The organism is Pseudomonas reactans (assembly GCF_013385825.1).
Taxonomy (GTDB): domain Bacteria; phylum Pseudomonadota; class Gammaproteobacteria; order Pseudomonadales; family Pseudomonadaceae; genus Aquipseudomonas; species Aquipseudomonas reactans.
The window spans coordinates 142,052-160,366 of record NZ_JACAPG010000023.1 but is presented as its reverse complement, the minus strand read 5'-3'; the positions used below and the strand labels follow the sequence as shown (position 1 = coordinate 160,366).

14 protein-coding genes are annotated in these 18,315 nt (G+C 61.2%); 11 read left to right on the top strand and 3 right to left on the bottom strand.

Translation table 11 applies throughout. The annotated features are described in order from the left end of the window. The first annotated feature begins 156 nt into the window (after positions 1 to 156). The 8 genes from HX868_RS27230 to HX868_RS27195 all read left to right on the top strand — a co-directional run bounded on the left by HX868_RS27230 (position 157) and on the right by HX868_RS27195 (position 7,044). The gene (locus HX868_RS27230; RefSeq protein WP_061434689.1) at positions 157 to 780 is read left to right on the top strand and encodes a CDP-alcohol phosphatidyltransferase family protein; all 624 of its coding nucleotides are present in this window, start codon (positions 157 to 159) and stop codon (positions 778 to 780) included. Between the two features lie 11 nt (positions 781 to 791). Further along, positions 792 to 2,540 (top strand): bifunctional alpha/beta hydrolase/class I SAM-dependent methyltransferase, encoded by a 1,749-nt coding sequence (locus HX868_RS27225; RefSeq protein WP_177004978.1) that lies wholly within the window; start codon positions 792 to 794, stop codon positions 2,538 to 2,540. A 2-nt stretch (positions 2,541 to 2,542) separates the two neighbouring features. Then, the gene (locus HX868_RS27220; protein WP_177004977.1) at positions 2,543 to 3,841 is read left to right on the top strand and encodes a phosphatase PAP2/dual specificity phosphatase family protein; all 1,299 of its coding nucleotides are present in this window, start codon (positions 2,543 to 2,545) and stop codon (positions 3,839 to 3,841) included. Beyond that, positions 3,831 to 4,274, top strand: coding sequence for a hypothetical protein (locus HX868_RS27215; RefSeq protein WP_177004976.1), 444 nt, complete (start codon positions 3,831 to 3,833; stop codon positions 4,272 to 4,274). Before HX868_RS27220 ends, HX868_RS27215 begins: the two co-directional genes overlap by 11 nt. A 9-nt stretch (positions 4,275 to 4,283) precedes the next feature. After that, positions 4,284 to 4,904: a lysophospholipid acyltransferase family protein gene (locus HX868_RS27210; RefSeq protein ID WP_061434693.1), complete on the top strand. Its 621-nt coding sequence runs from the start codon at positions 4,284 to 4,286 to the stop codon at positions 4,902 to 4,904. Position 4,905: 1 nt separating this feature from the next. Beyond that, a complete protein-coding gene (locus HX868_RS27205) occupies positions 4,906 to 5,838 on the top strand; it encodes a phosphatidate cytidylyltransferase (protein ID WP_177004975.1) in 933 nt (310 codons plus the stop codon). A gap of 163 nt (positions 5,839 to 6,001) precedes the next feature. Beyond that, positions 6,002 to 6,466 carry a helix-turn-helix domain-containing protein gene (locus HX868_RS27200; protein ID WP_177004974.1) on the top strand — a complete coding sequence of 155 codons (465 nt, stop codon included), beginning with the start codon at positions 6,002 to 6,004 and terminating at the stop codon, positions 6,464 to 6,466. Continuing rightward, on the top strand, positions 6,457 to 7,044 hold the full coding sequence (locus HX868_RS27195; RefSeq protein WP_177004973.1) for a mobile mystery protein B: 588 nt from the start codon (positions 6,457 to 6,459) through the stop codon (positions 7,042 to 7,044). The genes HX868_RS27200 and HX868_RS27195 overlap by 10 nt, the downstream gene beginning before the upstream one ends. A 27-nt stretch (positions 7,045 to 7,071) precedes the next feature. Here HX868_RS27195 and HX868_RS27190 read toward each other — a convergent pair whose 3' ends face one another. Next, positions 7,072 to 7,593 carry an Lrp/AsnC family transcriptional regulator gene (locus HX868_RS27190; protein WP_177005078.1) on the bottom strand — a complete coding sequence of 174 codons (522 nt, stop codon included), beginning with the start codon at positions 7,591 to 7,593 and terminating at the stop codon, positions 7,072 to 7,074. A 135-nt stretch (positions 7,594 to 7,728) separates the two neighbouring features. Between HX868_RS27190 and HX868_RS27185 the strand changes: the two genes are divergently transcribed. From HX868_RS27185 to pbpC, 3 genes are all read left to right on the top strand, one after another. Beyond that, positions 7,729 to 8,358 carry a LysE family translocator gene (locus HX868_RS27185; RefSeq protein ID WP_177004972.1) on the top strand — a complete coding sequence of 210 codons (630 nt, stop codon included), beginning with the start codon at positions 7,729 to 7,731 and terminating at the stop codon, positions 8,356 to 8,358. A 77-nt stretch (positions 8,359 to 8,435) separates the two neighbouring features. Then, entirely contained in the window at positions 8,436 to 14,234 is a 5,799-nt protein-coding gene (locus HX868_RS27180) for an MG2 domain-containing protein (protein WP_177004971.1), read from the top strand. After that, entirely contained in the window at positions 14,215 to 16,515 is a 2,301-nt protein-coding gene (pbpC, locus tag HX868_RS27175) for a penicillin-binding protein 1C (protein ID WP_177004970.1), read from the top strand. Before HX868_RS27180 ends, pbpC begins: the two co-directional genes overlap by 20 nt. Here pbpC and HX868_RS27170 read toward each other — a convergent pair whose 3' ends face one another. After that, positions 16,516 to 17,682 (bottom strand): hypothetical protein, encoded by a 1,167-nt coding sequence (locus tag HX868_RS27170; protein WP_177004969.1) that lies wholly within the window; start codon positions 17,680 to 17,682, stop codon positions 16,516 to 16,518. It lies immediately after the preceding gene. Then, on the bottom strand, positions 17,679 to 18,260 hold the full coding sequence (locus tag HX868_RS27165) for a LemA family protein (RefSeq protein WP_177004968.1): 582 nt from the start codon (positions 18,258 to 18,260) through the stop codon (positions 17,679 to 17,681). Before HX868_RS27165 ends, HX868_RS27170 begins: the two co-directional genes overlap by 4 nt. Between the last annotated feature and the right edge of the window lie 55 nt (positions 18,261 to 18,315).

Here is an 18,315-nt window from a genome sequence, read left to right as displayed (position 1 = left end):
CGCGAGCAAGCCCGCTCCCACATTTGTTCTTCAGCGCGTTCGATATCGTGACTAAACCCCCAGAAACACACGCCATCACTGGTGCAGGCCAGGCTGAATCGGGCACACTCCAGAACAGTTTTTCGCGGGTTCACGGACAAGGAAGCGTCACTCCCCATGATTTCGATCTATCAGCTCAAGCCGCGTTTTCAAAACCTGCTGCGCCCTCTTGTGCAGCGCCTCTATGACAATGGCACCACCGCCAACCAAATCACCGTGCTGGCCGGCGTGATTTCCTTACTGGTCGGCCTGTTGATCGCCAGCTTCGCCCAACACCTGTGGCTGTTTGCGCTGATCCCGCTGTGGATGATCCTGCGCATGGCGCTCAACGCCATCGACGGCATGCTTGCCCGTGAATTCGGCCAGCAGTCACGCCTGGGCGCCTACCTGAATGAACTGTGCGATGTGATCGCTGACAGTGCGCTGATCCTGCCGTTCGCACTGATCCCCGGCGTGAGCCTGGCGCCGGTGCTGCTGGTGGCGCTGCTGGCGGTGTTCAGCGAATACGCCGGCGTGCTGGGGCCGATGGTGGGGGCATCGCGGCGCTATGACGGGCCGATGGGCAAAAGCGATCGCGCGTTCGTGCTCGGCGTACTGGCCACTGGCGTGGCGCTGGGCTGGCTGGGCGCGGGTTGGGTCGATGCCGTTATGTGGCTGGTGGCTGCCCTGCTCGCCTACACCTTGGTCAATCGGGTGCGCCAGGGCCTCAAAGAACAACAAGAAACCTCACCGATTGCATAAGGATTTTTGCGATGCGCGAACAGCAACAGCACACCTTCAGTACCCATGACGGCGTCGAGCTTTTCTACCGGCACTGGCCGGCCACCGAGACTACCGGGCCGCGCAAGGCAATCGTGTTGTTCCATCGCGGCCATGAACATTCGGGGCGTATCGCGCACCTGGTGGATGAGCTGAACCTGCCGCAATTCGACTTCTTCGCCTGGGACGCCCGTGGTCATGGCCAATCTCCCGGCGAACGCGGTGACAGCCCCAGCTTCGCCACCAGCGCCCGCGATGTGCAGACCTTCTGCGACCACATCGGCGCCACCTATGGCATCGAGGAGGAGAACTTCGCCGTCATCGCGCAAAGCGTCGGCGCGGTGATTGCCGCGACGTGGGTACACGACTACGCGCCGAAGATTCGCGCGCTGGTGCTCGCGTCCCCCGCGTTCAAGGTCAAGCTCTACGTCCCCTTTGCGCGGACGGGCCTGGCGCTGATGCGCAAGTTCCGTGGCAACTTTTTCGTCAACAGTTACGTCAAGGCCAAGTTCCTCAGCCATGACCCGGAGCGCGTCGCCTCCTACGACAGCGATCCGCTGATCACCAAGGCCATTTCGGTGAATGTGCTGCTCGGCCTGTACGAAGCGGCCGACCGGGTTGTCGCCGATGCCCAGGCGATCCAGGTGCCGACGCAACTGCTGATCTCGGGTTCGGACTTTGTGGTGCACCGCAAACCCCAACAGCAATTTTTCGACCGCCTCGGCAGCCTGAAAAAAGAGCTGCACATTCTCCCCGGTTTCTTCCACGACACCCTGGGCGAACGTGACCGCGCCTCCGCTGTGAGCAGCGCCCGGCGTTTCATCCTGCAGAACTTCGAACACCCGCTGGACCGCGCCTCGCTGCTGGATGCCGACAAGCTGGGCGCTACTTGCGCCGAGTCCGAAGCCCTGGCCGCGCCGCTGCCGCGCAACTCCTTGCGCGACCTGTACTGGCGCATGACCCGCGCCAGCATGGGCCTGGGCAAGAACCTGTCGGACGGCGTGAAGCTGGGCTTCGACACCGGTTTCGACTCCGGCAGCACCCTCGATTACGTGTACCGCAACACGCCCACCGGCAAGGGCGGGCTGGGGCGGATGATCGACACCAACTACCTCAACTCCATCGGCTGGCGCGGCATTCGTCAGCGCAAGTTGAATGTCGAAGAACTGTTGCGCCTGGCGATGGCCAAGTTACGCGGGGAAGATCGCGAAGTGCGTATCGTGGATATCGCCGCCGGTCATGGCCGCTACATCCTCGAAGCCTTGCAGGGCGTGTCTCCGCTGCCGGAATCGATCCTGCTGCGTGACTACAGCGACATCAACGTACGCGACGGTGGTGCGCTGATTCGCGAAAAAGGCCTGGGCGACATCGCGCAATTCGTCAAAGGCGATGCTTTTGACCGTTTGGACCTGGCTGCGCTGGACCCCAAGCCGACGCTGGCGGTGGTGTCCGGGTTGTATGAGCTGTTTGCCGATAACGGCATGGTCGGCGGTTCGCTGGCGGGCCTCGCTGAGGCCGTAGAGCCCGGCGGCTATCTGGTCTACACCGGCCAGCCATGGCACCCGCAACTGGAGCTGATCGCACGCGCACTGACCAGCCACCGCCAGGGCCAGGCTTGGGTGATGCGCCGCCGCAGCCAAGCGGAAATGGATCAACTGGTGGAAGCCGCCGGTTTCCGCAAGATCACCCAGCGAGTGGATGAGTGGGGCATTTTCACCGTGTCCCTGGCACAGAAGATCTGAGCATGCGCGAACCCGGCTTATTGAAACCCGCGTTCCTGTGGCTACTGCTGTTGGCGCCGCTGTTTTTCAGCACCTACGGCTTTGCCACCTGGGTCACCAGCCAGCGCAGTGACGTCGGCACGCTGGTGTTCGGCTGGGAAACCCATATGCCGTTCTGGGCCTGGACCATCGTGCCCTACTGGTCCATCGACCTGCTCTACGGGTTTTCTCTGTTGCTACCCAACACTCGGCATGAACTGAAGCAACATGCGCTGCGTCTGCTGAGTGCCCAAGTGATCGCCGTGAGCTGCTTCCTGCTCTGGCCGCTGCGCTTCACCTTCGAGCGGCCGGAGCTGGACGGCGTATTTGGCTGGCTGTTTGCGGTGCTGGCGGGGTTCGACAAGCCGTTCAACCAGGCGCCGTCCCTGCATATCGCGTTGCTGGTGATCCTATGGGTCATGTACCAACGCCATACCCAGGGAATCTGGCGTTGGCTGGTGCATGGCTGGTTCGCGTTGATCGGCATTTCGGTGCTGACCACTTATCAACATCACTTTATCGACTTACCCACAGGCGCCCTCGCCGGGTGGCTGTGTGTGTGGTTATGGCCGCTGGAACATCCGAGCCCGTTGTTGAATGCACGGCTGACGCGGGATCCCAAGCGCTGGCGGTTGGGTGTGCGCTATGGCGTGGGCGCCTTGGCCTTGGCGATCCTTGCATTTGTGATGGGTGGCGCATGGCTGTGGATACTTTGGCCTGCGGTTTCCCTCGCCTTGATCAAGGCCAATTACTTCGTGCTCGGCGCTGCGGGCTTCCAGAAACGCGCCGACGGCCAACTTACACCTGCCGCGCGTTGGCTGTACGCGCCCTATCTGGCCGCTGCCTGGGTCAACTCGCGCCTGTGGACACGCAAGCATCCACAACCTGACCTGATTGTGGATAACGTCTGGCTTGGGCGTATTCCTACAACGAGCGAGCAAGAACCCTTCAAGGCCATCGTCGATCTCAGTGCCGAATTGCCGATTAATCCACAGGGCCGCGCTTACCAATTGATTCCCGTGCTGGACCTGATTGCCCCGAGCCCCACTGAATGCCTGCAAGCCGCGCAAGCCATCGAGCGATTGCGCGCAAGTGGCCCATTGCTGGTGTGCTGCGCTCTCGGCTACTCGCGCAGCGCCACTGCCGTCGCGGCCTGGCTACTGCACACCGGGCGCGCCGCGACGATAGAGGATGCGCTGTCTATCATTCGTACAGCGCGGGCCGATGTAGTCCTGCACACCGCACACCGTGAAGCTTTGGAGGGTTTACCCCATGCCCGCTGATATGGAACTGCAGGTTGTCGCCAGCTTGTTGCGTCGTGGTCGCTCGCTGGATCAGTTATCCACAGGCCTGACCCTGGTTGGCGTACTGTTCGGCCTGGCTCAACTGCTGATGGCGAGTATTGCGCCAATCTGCCTGCTGCTGAGCCTGTGGATGATTATCCTCGGACTGCTGCAAAAGTACTGGGCGCTGCGCGTGGCCTTCGACGCCGACCTGTTCGCGCTGCTGGCCCGGGACATCGACCGCACCCCGGACCTCGACCAGGCCTTGCAGACCCTTGGCCTGCAATCGGCCAAGCGCGTTGGCCGGCCCTGGACCGAGCGCCGTCGTGGCGCGCTCAAACTGTTGCGCAAACAAGCCTGGCTGCTGGGCGCGCAAGCGCTGCTGACCCTGGTCGTGATCCTCGCCAGCCCTTGGCTGCCTTTCGCCGGATAAGGAATCCCCATGTTCGAACCCGTGGTCGCCACGTTGATTACCTCCATGGCCCGCACCGTCACCGGTGCCCGCAGCCTGTGGCTGGGGTGCGCGCCGGTGCCGGTGCAACGCATCTACTTCGCCAACCACAGCAGCCACGGCGACTTTGTGTTGCTGTGGGCCTCGCTGCCGCAGAACCTGCGCAAATTCACGCGCCCGGTGGCCGGCAGCGATTACTGGAATACCAGCGCCCTGCGCCGCTACATTATTAACCGCGTGTTCAACGGCGTGCTGATCGACCGCGAACGCAAGGACCCTGTGGATAACCCTTTGCAACCCATGCTCAACGCCCTGGAAGGCGGCGATTCGCTGATCATCTTCCCCGAAGGCACGCGCAACCTTGAAGACGGCCTACTGCCGTTTAAAAGTGGCTTGTATCACCTGGCGAAAAGTTACCCACAGGCCGAATTGGTACCGGTGTGGATCGCCAATCTCAACCGGGTCATGCCCAAGGGCCGCGTGCTGCCGCTGCCCCTGCTGTGTACCACCAGCTTCGGCGCGCCGCTGCAATTGGAAGACGGCGAAGACAAAACCGCCTTCCTCGCCCGCACCCGCGACGCCCTGCTCGCCCTTGCCCCGGAGCCTGTCTGACATGGATAGCCAAACCCTGATGTTGTTCGGCGGCATCGGCGCCATCCTGGTGCTCGCCTCGCTGATCGGCCTGATCCTCAAGCTGCGCACCCGTGGCAGCCCCAATGCCGTCATCGAGAACCTCAACGCCCGCATCAACGCCTGGTGGGTGATGGTGGTGGTGATCGGCATCGCCTTCTGGCTCGGCACCGGCGCGGTGATCCTGCTGTTCTACGCGGTGTCATTCTACGCCCTGCGCGAATTCCTCACCCTCACGCCCACCCGCCGCAGCGACTACCCGGCGCTGGTCGCCGCGTTCTACCTGGCGCTGCCGCTGCAATACCTGCTGATCTACTCGGATTGGTACGGGCTGTTCTCGATTTTCATCCCGGTGTACGTGTTCCTGCTACTGCCGATCCTTGCCTCCCTGGGTGGCGACAGCACGCACTTCCTGGAACGCGCGTCGAAAGTGCAGTGGGGCCTGATGATCGCAGTGTTCTGCGTATCCTTCGTGCCCGCCCTGCTCACCCTCGACATCCCCGGCTACGAAGGCCGCAACCTGCTGCTGATTGCCTACCTGGTGATCGTGGTGCAACTGTCGGACGTCTTGCAGTACGTGTGTGGGAAATTGTTCGGCAAGCACAAGATCGCGCCGAACCTTTCACCGTCGAAAACCGTGGAAGGCTTTGTCGGCGGCATCCTGCTCTCATCCCTGATCGGCGCGGCGCTGTGGTGGACCACGCCGTTCAACCCGTGGCAGTCGTTCTTGATTGCACTGCTGATCAACCTGCTCGGGTTTGCCGGCGGCATCGTGATGTCGGCGATCAAACGCGATCGCGGCGTGAAGGATTGGGGCCATATGATCGAAGGGCACGGCGGGATGTTGGATCGGTTGGATTCGGTGTGCTTTGCAGCGCCGATTTTCTTTCATCTTGTGCGGTATTGGTGGACGTAAATTTCGTTGCCATTAACAATTTGAACGAATTTGTAAGCCTATAGGCAAACAAAATTATGTATTTTGTTAGCCCATAGGCTTATTTTTTAATTTATTTGTATGCCTATAGGCTAATATTAATTACAAACTCGATAGCCTATAAGCTTACAAAAGGTCATTCACCATGAGTGCTTCCAAGCTCTACAAACTGCGCCTTTCTCAGGTAGAACGTGCCATTGCGCCGTTTAATAACGTTAAAAATGCGGCGGTTCCACCAGGCGGTTGGCTGCGGGCTATCCGAGAATCATTAGGCCGCTCATTAAAAGCGCAGGCCGAAATTGCCGGCATATCCTCAGGGACGTTGACCAAGTCCGAGCGCTCCGAGGCTGAAGATCGGATATCACTCGCACAGCTAAGAAAGCTAGCAGCAGCACTGGACTGTGAACTCGTCTACGGCCTGGTCCCCAAGAAGCCCCTGCACGAAGTCATCCAAGACCGTGCCGAACTCATGGCAAAGCAAGAAATCCTAGGCGTTGCACATTCCATGAGCCTCGAAGACCAACGCCCCTCTGATGCGTTCATCGAACGTCAGATTGATGAACGCCGCAGAGAACTACTCGACGGTTCGTGGGCCCGCCTATGGCAATAGAACTGGAACTGAAACCAGGCCAAACGCCTCTCGATCCCGACGAAGCCGCTGGCCTGAAACCGAGGCATATCGCCACCCAGGGCGAACTGGATGAATGGGAGGCGCAGAACATCCTCAAAGCCTCACGTTGGATAGCGCGGCAAAAAAAGCTGAATGTACTGAACGACCATTTCTGCCGTGAGCTTCACGTGAAAATGTTCGATGACACTTGGAAATGGGCCGGTACCTTCCGCAAATCCGATAAGAATATCGGCTGTGATTGGACGCAGATCGCCGTCAACTTACGGCAGTTGCTCGACAACATGGCTTACTGGCTGGAACACAATGTCTTCCCGCCAGAAGAGGTTGCCGTGCGCTTTCACCATCGACTTGTTTGGCTACACGCCTTTCCGAATGGCAACGGTAGACATGCTCGCCTCATGACCGACTGCCTGCTGAGGCAATGTGGTCTTGCTCCCTTCTCCTGGGGTCGCGGTAACTTGGTGACCGCTAATGAAGTGCGCCAACGCTACATCCAAGCGCTTCGCGCTGCCGACAACAATGATTACACGCTACTGTTGGCATTCGTGCGCAGTTGAAACGCCGCTTGAGGATAACGGGCAACGTTAGGGTGAATCGTGAATCCGCTGTAACCCTGTGGCGAGGGAGCTTGTCGAACCCGGCAAATGCCCCAGTGGCAACCCCCCCGGGGTTTTCACGGTCTGAATCGCGAAGTTGCTGCGGATATCCCTCACCCCCGGCAGCTTCAGCAAACTACCCGTGACGAACCGCTCATAGCCGCGCAAATCCGGCACCACCACCTGCAACAGAAAGTCCGACTCCCCCGACACCAGGAACGCCGAGATCACCTCTGGCAACGCCGTGACCGCCTCACGGAACGCGTTGGCCTCGGTATCGTTATGCCGCTCCACCTTTACGCCCACGAACACCATCATCCCCAGGCCCACTTCATCGCGATCCAGCGTGGCCTGGTAGCCGCGAATCACGCCGGCTTCTTCCAGCAGGCGCACGCGCCGCAGGCAGGGCGAGGCAGACAACCCGATCTCGTCGGCCAGTTGCACATTGCTCAGTCGGCCGTCGCGCTGTAGGGCTTCGAGAATCTTTCGGTCAAAAGCATCGAGTTTCAGATTTGGCATAAGTGGATGGCTTACAGAGTAATAAGTGGCAGATAGTGCCAAGAATAGACGCTTTTCTGGCTGACTACGCAAGCACCTGCCCTGCCCTTCGGCCCTAGAATTGGCCGACACACAAGGGGGTGGAACATGGCGGAACTCTGGTTGTTTCTCGTGGCTCTTTCGGTGGCGTATCTGCTGCCAGGGCCGGACATGATCCTGCTGCTGCAGACCGGCGCGCGCCAGGGCAAGGCCCTGGCGCTGACCACGGCGATTGGCCTGGGACTGGCCCGCGCCTGCCATGTGGCCCTGGCAGGCATGGGCTTGGCGACCTTGTTCAAAGTGGCGCCCTGGACCTTTGATGTGGTGCGGCTGGGTGGCGCGGCCTATCTGTTATGGCTGGGGGTGCAGTGCCTGCGGGCAAATATGCTGCCGACGCTCGATACGGCCAACGCCACCCTGAAAACCCACGCCTGGCGTGCCGCACTGCAACGCGGCTTGCTGACCAACCTGCTCAACCCCAAGGCGCTGCTGTTCTGTTCGGTGCTGCTGCCGCAATTCATCGACCCGCAAGCTGGCCCCGTGGCGGCGCAATTCGCGTTGCTGGGCGTGATCCTGGTCGCGGTCGGTTTCGCCTTCGACTGTTGCTACGCCTTGGCCGGCGCGCGCATTGGCCATTGGCTGGCACGCAATCGCTCGGCGCAACGTATGCAGCAATGGCTATTCGGCAGTCTTTTGATCGGTTTTGCGGTGCGCCTCACTTTTGTGCAACACGCCTAGCAGTGCGGCGTATCGGCGTCATCTTTTGTATCAAAGACGCGTGTAAGATACGCCGCACTTAGCCAGGGATGCTCACCATGTTCGATTCGTTCAAAGCGATCAGCCGCCGTATTGTCGGTGCGTTATTGACTGTGGTGGGGGCCGTCTTTGGTCAATGGCATCCGCCGTTCTGGCTGCGCGCCATCGGCCGTGGGCTGGCGAACCTGGGCAGCAAGGCGCGCGCTTATCCGCGTCAAACCGGTGCCGGCTTAGTGGGCCTGGTGTTGCTGGCCGCCGCTGGTTTCTACGGCTGGCACTGGTATTCCAACCTGCCACAGCCGCATACCGCGAGCTACTCGCTGCATAAACCCAACCTCACCGACTACACCCAGCAAACGCCGGTTGTGGATAACTTGCAGGTGCGCTTTGGCGAATCCGTGGCTCCGTTGTCGGCCATCGGCAAACCGGTCACCGAGGGTATTACCCTTAAACCTGCGGTGGCGGGCACCTGGCGTTGGGCGGATGACCGCAGCCTGTTGTTCGTTCCGGAAAAAGACTGGCCCATCGACGCCCATTACACCCTCGACATAGCGAAGAAAAACCTGCTCGCCGACGGCGTGTTGCTGGACCAGTACAGCACGCAGTTTTCCACCCAACCGTTCCGCGCCACCCTGGCGCAAAACGAGCTGTATCAGGACCCGTCCAACCCGACGCTGAAACAGCTGGTGGCGACCTTCCATTTTTCCCACCCGGTGGACGAAGACAACCTACGCAAGCGCGTCACGGTAACCCTCGGCAAAGGCCTGGCCTACCGCGACGCCCAGTTGCCCAACCGCCCGGAACTCACCTTCGACGAGAAAAAACTCAACGCGTACGTGCGCTCCGCCGCCCTGGCCACGCCACTGGAAAGCACGCCCGTCAGCGCCAAGCTCGACGAAGGCATCAAGGCCCGCGATGGTGGCAACGCCAGCACCGCGCCGCTGGTGTCGGAAGTCACTGTGCCCGGGCGCTATCGCCTGACCTTTACCGGCGCCGAAGTGAGTTTTGTCGACAACGAGCGTGGTGAACCAGAGCCGGTATTGATGTTCAGCAGTTCCAGCGCGGTAGCCGATGAGACCATCGCCGGTAAGGTCCAGGCCTGGTTGTTGCCGGAAAAAGCCCAAGACGACACGCGCCCCTACAACAGCAACGACATCGACGACGCCCTGCTCGCCCGCAGCACCAAGCTCAACCTGACCCACGTGCCCAGCGTCGAACCGCTGAACACCCTGCACGCGTTCAAATTCAAGGCCCCGGCCGGGCGCGCGGTGTATGTGCGCGTACCCGCAAACCTGGAGGCCATCGGCGGCTATTTGGCGAAGAATCCTACGGCGTCGCTGATCAGCATGCCGGCTTACCCACGCACCTTGCAGTTCCTGTCTGACGGCGCCTTGCTCAGCCTCAATGGCGAAAAACGCCTGGGCTTCATGGCTCGCGGTGTGCCTGGCGCCCATGTGGAAATCGCCCGCCTGCTGCCCAACCAGTTGCAACATCTGGTGGACCAAAGCAGCGGCAGCTTTGCCCGGCCGAACTTCGGCAACGAATATTTCGACCGCATGGTCGAGCGTCAATCGCTGGATATCCCGCTGTCATCCAATGACCCGGCGGAAACCGTCTACGACAACGTGGACCTCAGCCACTACCTCACCGCCAATGGCGGGCGGCGCGGCATTTTCGTGCTCAAGCTGAGCCCGCAGGATGACCCAGCCCAACGCACTTTCGAGTACGACCGCAGCAGCACCAGCGACCTGCGTTTTATCGTGGTGACGGACCTGGGCATCATCGCCAAGCGCTCCAGCGATGGCAGCCATGACGTGTATGTGCAGTCCATCGGCAACGGTTCGCCGGTGTCCGACGCGCAAGTCGACATCATTGGGCGTAACGGTCTGCCGGTGAGCAGCGGCCGCACCGACGCCGAAGGCCACGCGCACTTCGCCAAGCTGGATGAACTGCGCCGTGAGAAAACGCCGCTGATGTATGTGGTCACTCGCGGTAATGACCAGTCGTTTTTGCCGATCGCCCGTCAGTCCCAGCAACTGGATCTGTCGCGCTTCGATGTAGGCGGTTTGGAAGAAGACGGTGCGATCGATCGCCTCAGCGCCTACCTGTTTACCGACCGCGGCCTGTACCGTCCGGGCGAAACCGCGCACCTGGGCATGATCGTGCGCAGCGGCAACTGGAAAGGCGCCCTGCTGGGCCTGCCGGTGGAGCTGCAAATCACCGACCCCCGTGGCCTGGAAGTGATTCGCCAACCGTTGAAGCTGTCCGCCAGCGGTTTTGAAAGCTTTGATTTCCCCAGCAGCGAAGTCGCCCCCGCCGGGGAATACACCGCGACCTTGCAGTTGATCGGCCAGAAGCAGACCCGCACCGACCTGGGCAGCGTGAGCTTCAAGGTCCGCGACTTTGAGCCGGACCGCATGAAGGTCAGCCTGAGTTTGCACGACTCGCCTGTGCAGGGCTGGATCCCACCGGATCAAGTGGTGGCCAAGGTCACCGCGATGCATCTGTTTGGCGCCCCAGCGTCCGGCCGTCGCGTGACCGCCAAAATGTCCCTGAGCCCGACGCTCGCGGCGTTTGATCGTTACCCGGATTTCCGTTTCCGCCTCAACGACTCCCTGGAAGACGCCACCACTGAAGACCTGGCCGAAACCACCGTCGACGACAACGGCCAGGCCGTGCTCGACCTCAACCTGCAACGCTTCGCCAACAGCACCTATCGCCTGCAGGTGATGAGCCAGGTGTTCGAAGCCGAAGGCGGGCGTAATGTAGCGGCGCAAAGTGCCTTGCTGGTGTCGTCAGCGCCCTACCTTGTGGGTGTGAAAAGTCAGGATTCGCTGTCGTACGTCGCCAAGGATGCGCCGCGCCAGGTGCAATGGCTGGCCGTCGCGCCGGACCTTTCGCCACTGGCGGTGAACGGCCTGACTACAGAGGTGGTCGAGCACCGTTATGTGTCGGTGCTGGTGAAACAATCCAACGGCACCTACAAGTACGAGTCGCGCATCAAGAACATCAGCCAGCCGGCCTCACCGCTGGTGATGACCCAGGAAGGCGCCAAGCAGGCCTTGAACACCGGCACACCGGGTGACTTCACCCTGCAACTCAAGGACGCCAACGGCAACCTGCTCAACCAGATCGACTACAGCGTGGCCGGACGAGGCAACACCTCACGCTCGCTGGAACGCAATGCCGAGCTGCAACTGCGCCTGGATAAACGCAGCTACGCCACCGGTGATGAAATTGCGATCAGCATCCGCGCGCCGTATACCGGTGCGGGCTTGATCACCATCGAGCGGGACAAGGTCTACACCCAGCAGTGGTTCAAGGCCGACAGCACCAACAGCGTGCAACATATCCGCGTGCCTGCGGGGCTTGAGGGCAATGCCTACGTCAACGTGCAGTTTGTACGGGATATGGGTTCGGCCGAGGTGTACATGAGCCCGCTGTCCTATGGCGTGGTGCCCTTTAGCATCAACCTGGATGCGCGGCGCATGGCGCTGAAGGTTGAAGGCCCGGCGAAAATCGAGCCGGGGCAGATGCTCGACATCAAGGTCAACGCCGACCGCCCAGGCCGCGCGGTGGTTTATGCGGTGGACGAAGGCATCCTGCAAGTGGCGCGCTACCAGACGCCGGACCCGCTGGGCTTCTTCTTCCAGAAACGTGCGCTGGAGGTCGGCACCAGTCAGATCCTTGACCTGATCCTGCCGGAATTCAGCCGTCTGCTCAGTGGGGCAGCGCCCGGTGGCGATACGGAAGGCGCCCTGGCCAATCACCTCAACCCGTTCAAGCGTAAACACCAGCCGCCTGTGGCTTGGTGGTCTGGACTGGTCGACCTGCCCGCTGGCGAAACCGTACTGCATTACCAGGTGCCGGACAGCTTCAACGGCAAGCTGCACCTGTTTGCGGTGGCGGTGGATAGCGACAGTGTCGGTGTCAGCGAAGCCAATACCGATGTGCGTGGCCCAATCGTGATCACGCCAAACGTGCCGGCCTTTGTGGCGCCGGGGGATGTGTTCAACGTCAGCGCCGGGGTGTTCAGCAACCTCGACGCGGCGGCAGAGGTGAAGTTTGAACTGCAGACCAGCGATGGCCTGAAGGTACAGGGCGACAAGGGCGGCACGTTGTCCCTGCAACCGCGCAAGGAAGGCACCGCCGAGTTCAAGATCAAGGTTGGCGAGACCCTGGGTTCAGCGGACCTGCGATTTGTCGCAGTGCTGCCGGACGGCAAACGTATCCAGGTGGCCGAGACCACTTCGATCCGCCCACTGAGCGAACATCGCGTCGCCCTGAGCCTGGGCCGCTTTGAGAGCGCCAGCAAAGAGCTCAAACCTACCCGCGAATTGTTCAGCCAATTGCGCGACGTACAGTTGGGTGTGGCGGCCTCGCCGCTGGTGTGGGCCAACGGCCTCAAGCATTACCTGGACGATTACGGCTACGCCTGCACCGAGCAACTGGTGTCCAAGGCCATGCCGGCGCTGATCTGGGGCGGCAACGCACCTGAAGCCGAACAGGCCTTCGGCAGCGCAGTGCGCATGCTGCGCCAGCGCCAGAACCAGGCCGGCGGCTTTGGTTTGTGGGCAGCCAACCCGGACGTAGCACCGTACGCCAGCCTGTACGCCACCGACTTCCTGATCGAAGCCAAGGAGCGCGGCTTGCCGGTGCCGGAAGACCTGTTGGTGCGTTCGAATGCGTATCTGACCGACCTGGCCAATGGTCCTAGCGAAGGCCTGTCGGAATTGCGCAACCGCGCCTACGCCAGTTACCTGCTGAGCCGTCAGGGGATTCTGGTAAGCGGCGCCTTGAGCGATATCCGCGAGCGCTACGAGGGCTACTTCAAGGACAGCTGGCAGAACGACCTGGGCGCCGCTTACCTGGCGGCCAGCTACAAGCTGCTCAAGCAGGATCGTCAGGCTGACACGCTGTTCCGCAAAATCCCCTGGCGTTCGCTTGTGGATAAGTGGGACAGCGACGGTTTGTACTACGACCCGCTGGTGCACGACGCCGAACACCTGCACCTGCTGGCCCGACATTTCCCAGAGCTGATGGACGATGTGCCTACAGCGCTGCTGGATAAACTCGGTAAGCGCCTCAACGAGCAGCGTTACAACTCTCTGTCGGCCGCCCTGCTGTTGCGCGCCTTGGACAACTACGGCCAGCGTGCGCAAAGCGACATGACGCTCAAGGCCACCGCCTGGCTGGGGGACAAGCACCAGCAATTGCTGGAGATGGCCGGCCAACCACCCCGCGCCGCCGTGCCGGGTGCGACGCAGAAGCTGGTGATGGAAAAATCCGACGGCCCGGCGGCGTTCTTCATGCTCAGCGAAGCCGGTTTCGACAAGGGCGCCAAGCTCAAGCCGATCACCAATGGCCTGGAGATCATTCACGAATACCTCGACCTCAAGGGCGACCCGGTGAGCAAGGTCGCGGTAGGCGATGAATTCCTGGTGCGCTTGCGCCTGCGTGCGACCGACCGCGACCAGGTGCAGCAAGTGGCCGTGGTCGACCTGCTGCCCGGTGGCGTCGAGCCTGTGTATAACTTGCCGCCGGAGCCGGAAGCCGCCAGCAGCGAGGAAGGCGAAGAGTCTGAGTACGTGGAAGAGGACAGCCAGGAAGAAGAAAGCTGGCAAGCCCCCATCGGCGAAACCGAACTGAGCAACTGGCAGCCGGAGTACGTCGATGTGCGTGATGATCGAGTGGTGTTGTACGGCACCGCGCTGCGTGATGTAGGCACTTTCGTGTACCGCGTGCGCGCTACCAACGCGGGCACTTTCAATACGCCACCGGCCTACGCCGAAGGCATGTACGAAACCACCCTACAAGGGCGCGGCAAAGTAGGCCAGCTTGAAATTACCAAGCCTTAAGCGCCTGACACTGCCGCTGTTCGCAGCGGCGGTGGTCCTGGTGGGGCTGCGATTGTGGCCCCATGCTCCGCTGGAACAGACGGTGACCTCATCGCGGGTGGTGTTGGCCGATGACGGCGCGCTGCTGCGCATGACCTTGGCGGATGACGGGCAATACCGACTTTGGCTACCGCTGGAGCGGATTTCTCCTTCATTGGTCGAAGCCTTGCTGCTCAAGGAAGACCGCAATTTCTACTGGCACCCGGGAATCAATCCCCCGGCGTTGCTTCGCGCGGCCATGGCCACCTACAGCGGTGGCCAGCGCCAGGGCGGCTCGACCTTGAGCATGCAATTGGCACGGCGCCTGTGGAATTTGAACACCCGCCAGGTGCCGGGCAAGTTGCAGCAGATGGTGTTGGCACTGTGGCTGGAGGCGCGCTACAGCAAGCACGACATCCTTGAGGCCTATCTGAACCTGGCGCCGATGGGCGGCAATATCGAAGGTGCCGAGGCGGCCAGCCGTATTTACTTCGGCAAGTCGGCGACGCAGTTGTCGCTTTCCGAGGCGTTGGCGCTGGCGGTGATCCCACAACAACCGGGTCGACGCGCGCGCTTCGGCCCGTCGCTGCAACAGGCGCGGCAGCGCTTGATGGCTGACTGGCGCGAGACTTATCCACAAGACCCGCGCAATGACAGCTTGTTGGACTTGCCCCTGGAAGCACGCAGCCGCCAGCAGATTCCGTTCCTGGCGCCGCATTTGAGTGAACAACTGCTGGCGTCCCAGCCCGGTAATGAGCTGAACAGCACCCTCAACCTGCCGCTGCAACAGTTGCTCGAACGCCTGATCACCGGCTTCATCGCCGAACGGCGCAGCACGGGTGTGGAAAACGCCACGGCGATCCTGATCGACAGCCGCGACCAGAGCGTCAAGGCATTGGTCGGGTCGGCGGATTACTTATCCACAAGCCTTCACGGCCAGGTCAATGGCGTGCTGTCGCGGCGCTCACCAGGGTCGACACTCAAGCCGTTCCTGTACGGGCTGGCGCTGGACCAAGGGGTGATCCACCCCATGAGCATCCTCAAGGACCTGCCGAGTAACTTCGGCTACTTCCAACCGGAAAATTTCGACGGCAGTTTTGTCGGGCCACTGACGGCGCGGGACGCACTGATCCGTAGTCGCAACATCCCGGCGGTATGGCTCGCCAGCCAGGTCAAGTCGCCCTCCCTGTATGGACTATTACAACGCGCCGGGATCAAAGGCCTGCGTGACGAAAGCCATTACGGCCTGGCCCTGGCCCTCGGTGGCGGTGAAATGACCCCGGAAGAATTGGCGCGTCTGTACGTGATGCTGGCCGGGGACGGGCATCTGCGGCCTTTGCGCTACTTGCAGGAACAGCCCCAGACCACCGGCGCCCCACTGCTGACGCCCCAGGCGGCGTTCATGGTTCGCGATATGCTGCGCCGAAACCCTCGTCCGGATGGCCTGCCTGGACGTCACTGGCGCACCGCCTGGAAAACCGGCACCTCCTGGGGTTTTCACGATGCGTGGAGTGCAGGACTGGTCGGCCCCTACGTGCTGGTGGTGTGGGTGGGCAACTTCGATGGTCGTCCAAACCCAGCCTTCATCGGGGCCAAGACCGCCGCGCCGTTGTTCTTCCGCATCGCCGACGCATTGCCTTTGGCTTTGCCCAACGTGGTGATCAAAGCCGACAAACCGCCCGCCGGATTAGTGCGCATTGATGTCTGCGCCGCGTCCGGTGAGTTGCCCAACCGCTGGTGCCCGCAAACCCGCAAGACTTGGTACATCCCCGGAGTATCGCCGATTCGCGTGTCGAACCTGCACCGCCCGGTGCTGATCGACACCCGCACCGGCAAGGCCGCCTGCCCGCCGTTTGACGCGCAATACACCCGCGAAGAAGTCTTCGAATTCTGGCCCAGCGACGTGCAACGCCTGTACCGCGCCGCCGGCCTGCCGCGACGTACTCCGCCAACTGTGATGAAAAACTGCCAGCCCAACCGCCTCAGCGACCAGAGCGAAGCCCCGCAGATCCGCTCGCCGCTGACCCAGGTGAGCTATCAATTGCGCCTGTCCCACCCCCAGGAAAGCATCCCGCTGAATGCCAACGCCGCCAGCGACGCAGCGATGCTGTACTGGTTTGCTGATCAAACCCTGATCGGCCAGGGCCCACCGCAAAGCACACTGAATTGGCGGCCGGGCAAGTCGGGGGAGTATCGGTTGCGGGTCAGTGATGATCAGGGACGCAGTACGAGTCGAGGGTTGAAGGTGGAGTTTGTGCCCTGATCAGGCATCTTCATCGCTGAAACTGCCCTTGCTCACGCGTTTGGCAAAATGCCTGTACGCAACCCCCATTTTTCGCTGCTCAAACAACGAGAACACCAGGGTGCCCAGTAGGATTAGCATCCACACCAGAAACTGTTTCAGCGCATCCACATGGGCGACGAACAGCAGCAGGGTAACCACGCCGCCAATCACCATGCCCAACGCCATCCAAGCGCCAAGCACACGGCCTACCGCCAGGCGCATGCTTTTGGGCAGCAACAGCCGGGTCCATATCAACACCACGAAAATCGTCAGCATGAAACCGAACGCGGCCATGAAGGGGATCGGAAAACCACCCTCGCGGTACAGCCAGGCCAGCAGCTTATACACAGGGCCAAGTGACTCCATCTGTTGATAAGTGTCCGGGCCCGGCAACTGCAATTGGGCAAAATGCGCGGGGGTCATGGCCATCACGCCAACCCCGAGCATCGCCACCACCGCGCCGTAGAAGCTACCGACACGCCACAACGGCGCCAATACCCGGCGGTTTTCCACGTCCTCGGTCAGTGCCACGCCGAATACAGCCTTGGACTGTTTGCCCTGGGCGATCACGGTCTGGCCATCGCGCTCGCAGGCGTCGCCGATCAGCATCACGTCCAAGTCCTGGACCAGCAGGATTTCGCCTTGGCGGCGCGAGCTGCCGATCAGTTCATAGTCGTCCGGTGATTTGTTGCCGAACAGGTCGATGCCTTCGGCGATGACGCGGATTTCTCCCGTGGCATCCTGCACACGGAAGTCGTTGCAGCGCGCCTCACTCTTGGCTCGGCTCCAACTCCAGCGCCCGTCGTCGTCCTTTTCGCCCTCTTCGATGATCCACACGTAGCCAGCGCAGGGCTTACCGTGCACCGGGGACAACAGCGGTTTATCCACAATCACCTTGCCACGGATTTCCACCAGGCCCATGGCCAGAGAACGTATCTGGCTGGTGGCCAGTCGTTGTTCGGTCTTGTAGAAGTTAGGGCCGAAGCTGGCCAGCAGGCACACCAGGGCGAATACCGGGAAAAACATTGCCACTACGGTCATCGGTGCGTAGACCATCAAGCAGGCAAACCCTGCCAGGCTCAACAGCGCCAGCAGGGTTTTCCAACGCGACTTCTTTTTCTCTTCGCCCGCCTGCGTGGTTTTCATGCCCCTGGCACCTCAAGCTTCACGCCTTCGTAACGGGTTTCTTCGGCACTGATGGCCAGCAGTGGAATGCGCTGGTAGCTGAGCATCCGCGCGAAAAACAGGTCGGGGAACACCGCGATAGCGATGTTGTAGAGATTGACCGACTCATTGAAGAATTCACGACGGTCGGCGATGCGCTCTTCGACAGCCGAAATAGCCTGCTGAAGCTCGACCATATTGGGACCGGAAATCAGCGTCGGGTAACCTTCCGCCACCGCAATCACCGACTTGAGCGCCGCGTTCAACTGGTTGGACGCGTCAACCTTGTCATTCAGGCTACTGGCGCTTAGGTATTGCTGGCGCGCGTCACTGAGGCGGGTAAACAGCGCGTGCTCATGGTTCATCGCGTTCTGCACCACACGCATCAGGTCCGGGATCTGATCCGCTCGTTGCTTGAGCAGTACATCGATGTTGGCGAAGGCCTTGTCCACATCGTTACGCCGCATCACCAGGCCGTTGTAGACGCCGACCATCCAGCCGACCAGGCCGACAACAATGATCAGCACGACGATGCCGGCGATTAGGAGTTCGATGTTCATGGTGAAGGTATCCCTGGCTGAGTTATCCACAGGGTCGCATTTTAGGGGTAAAGCG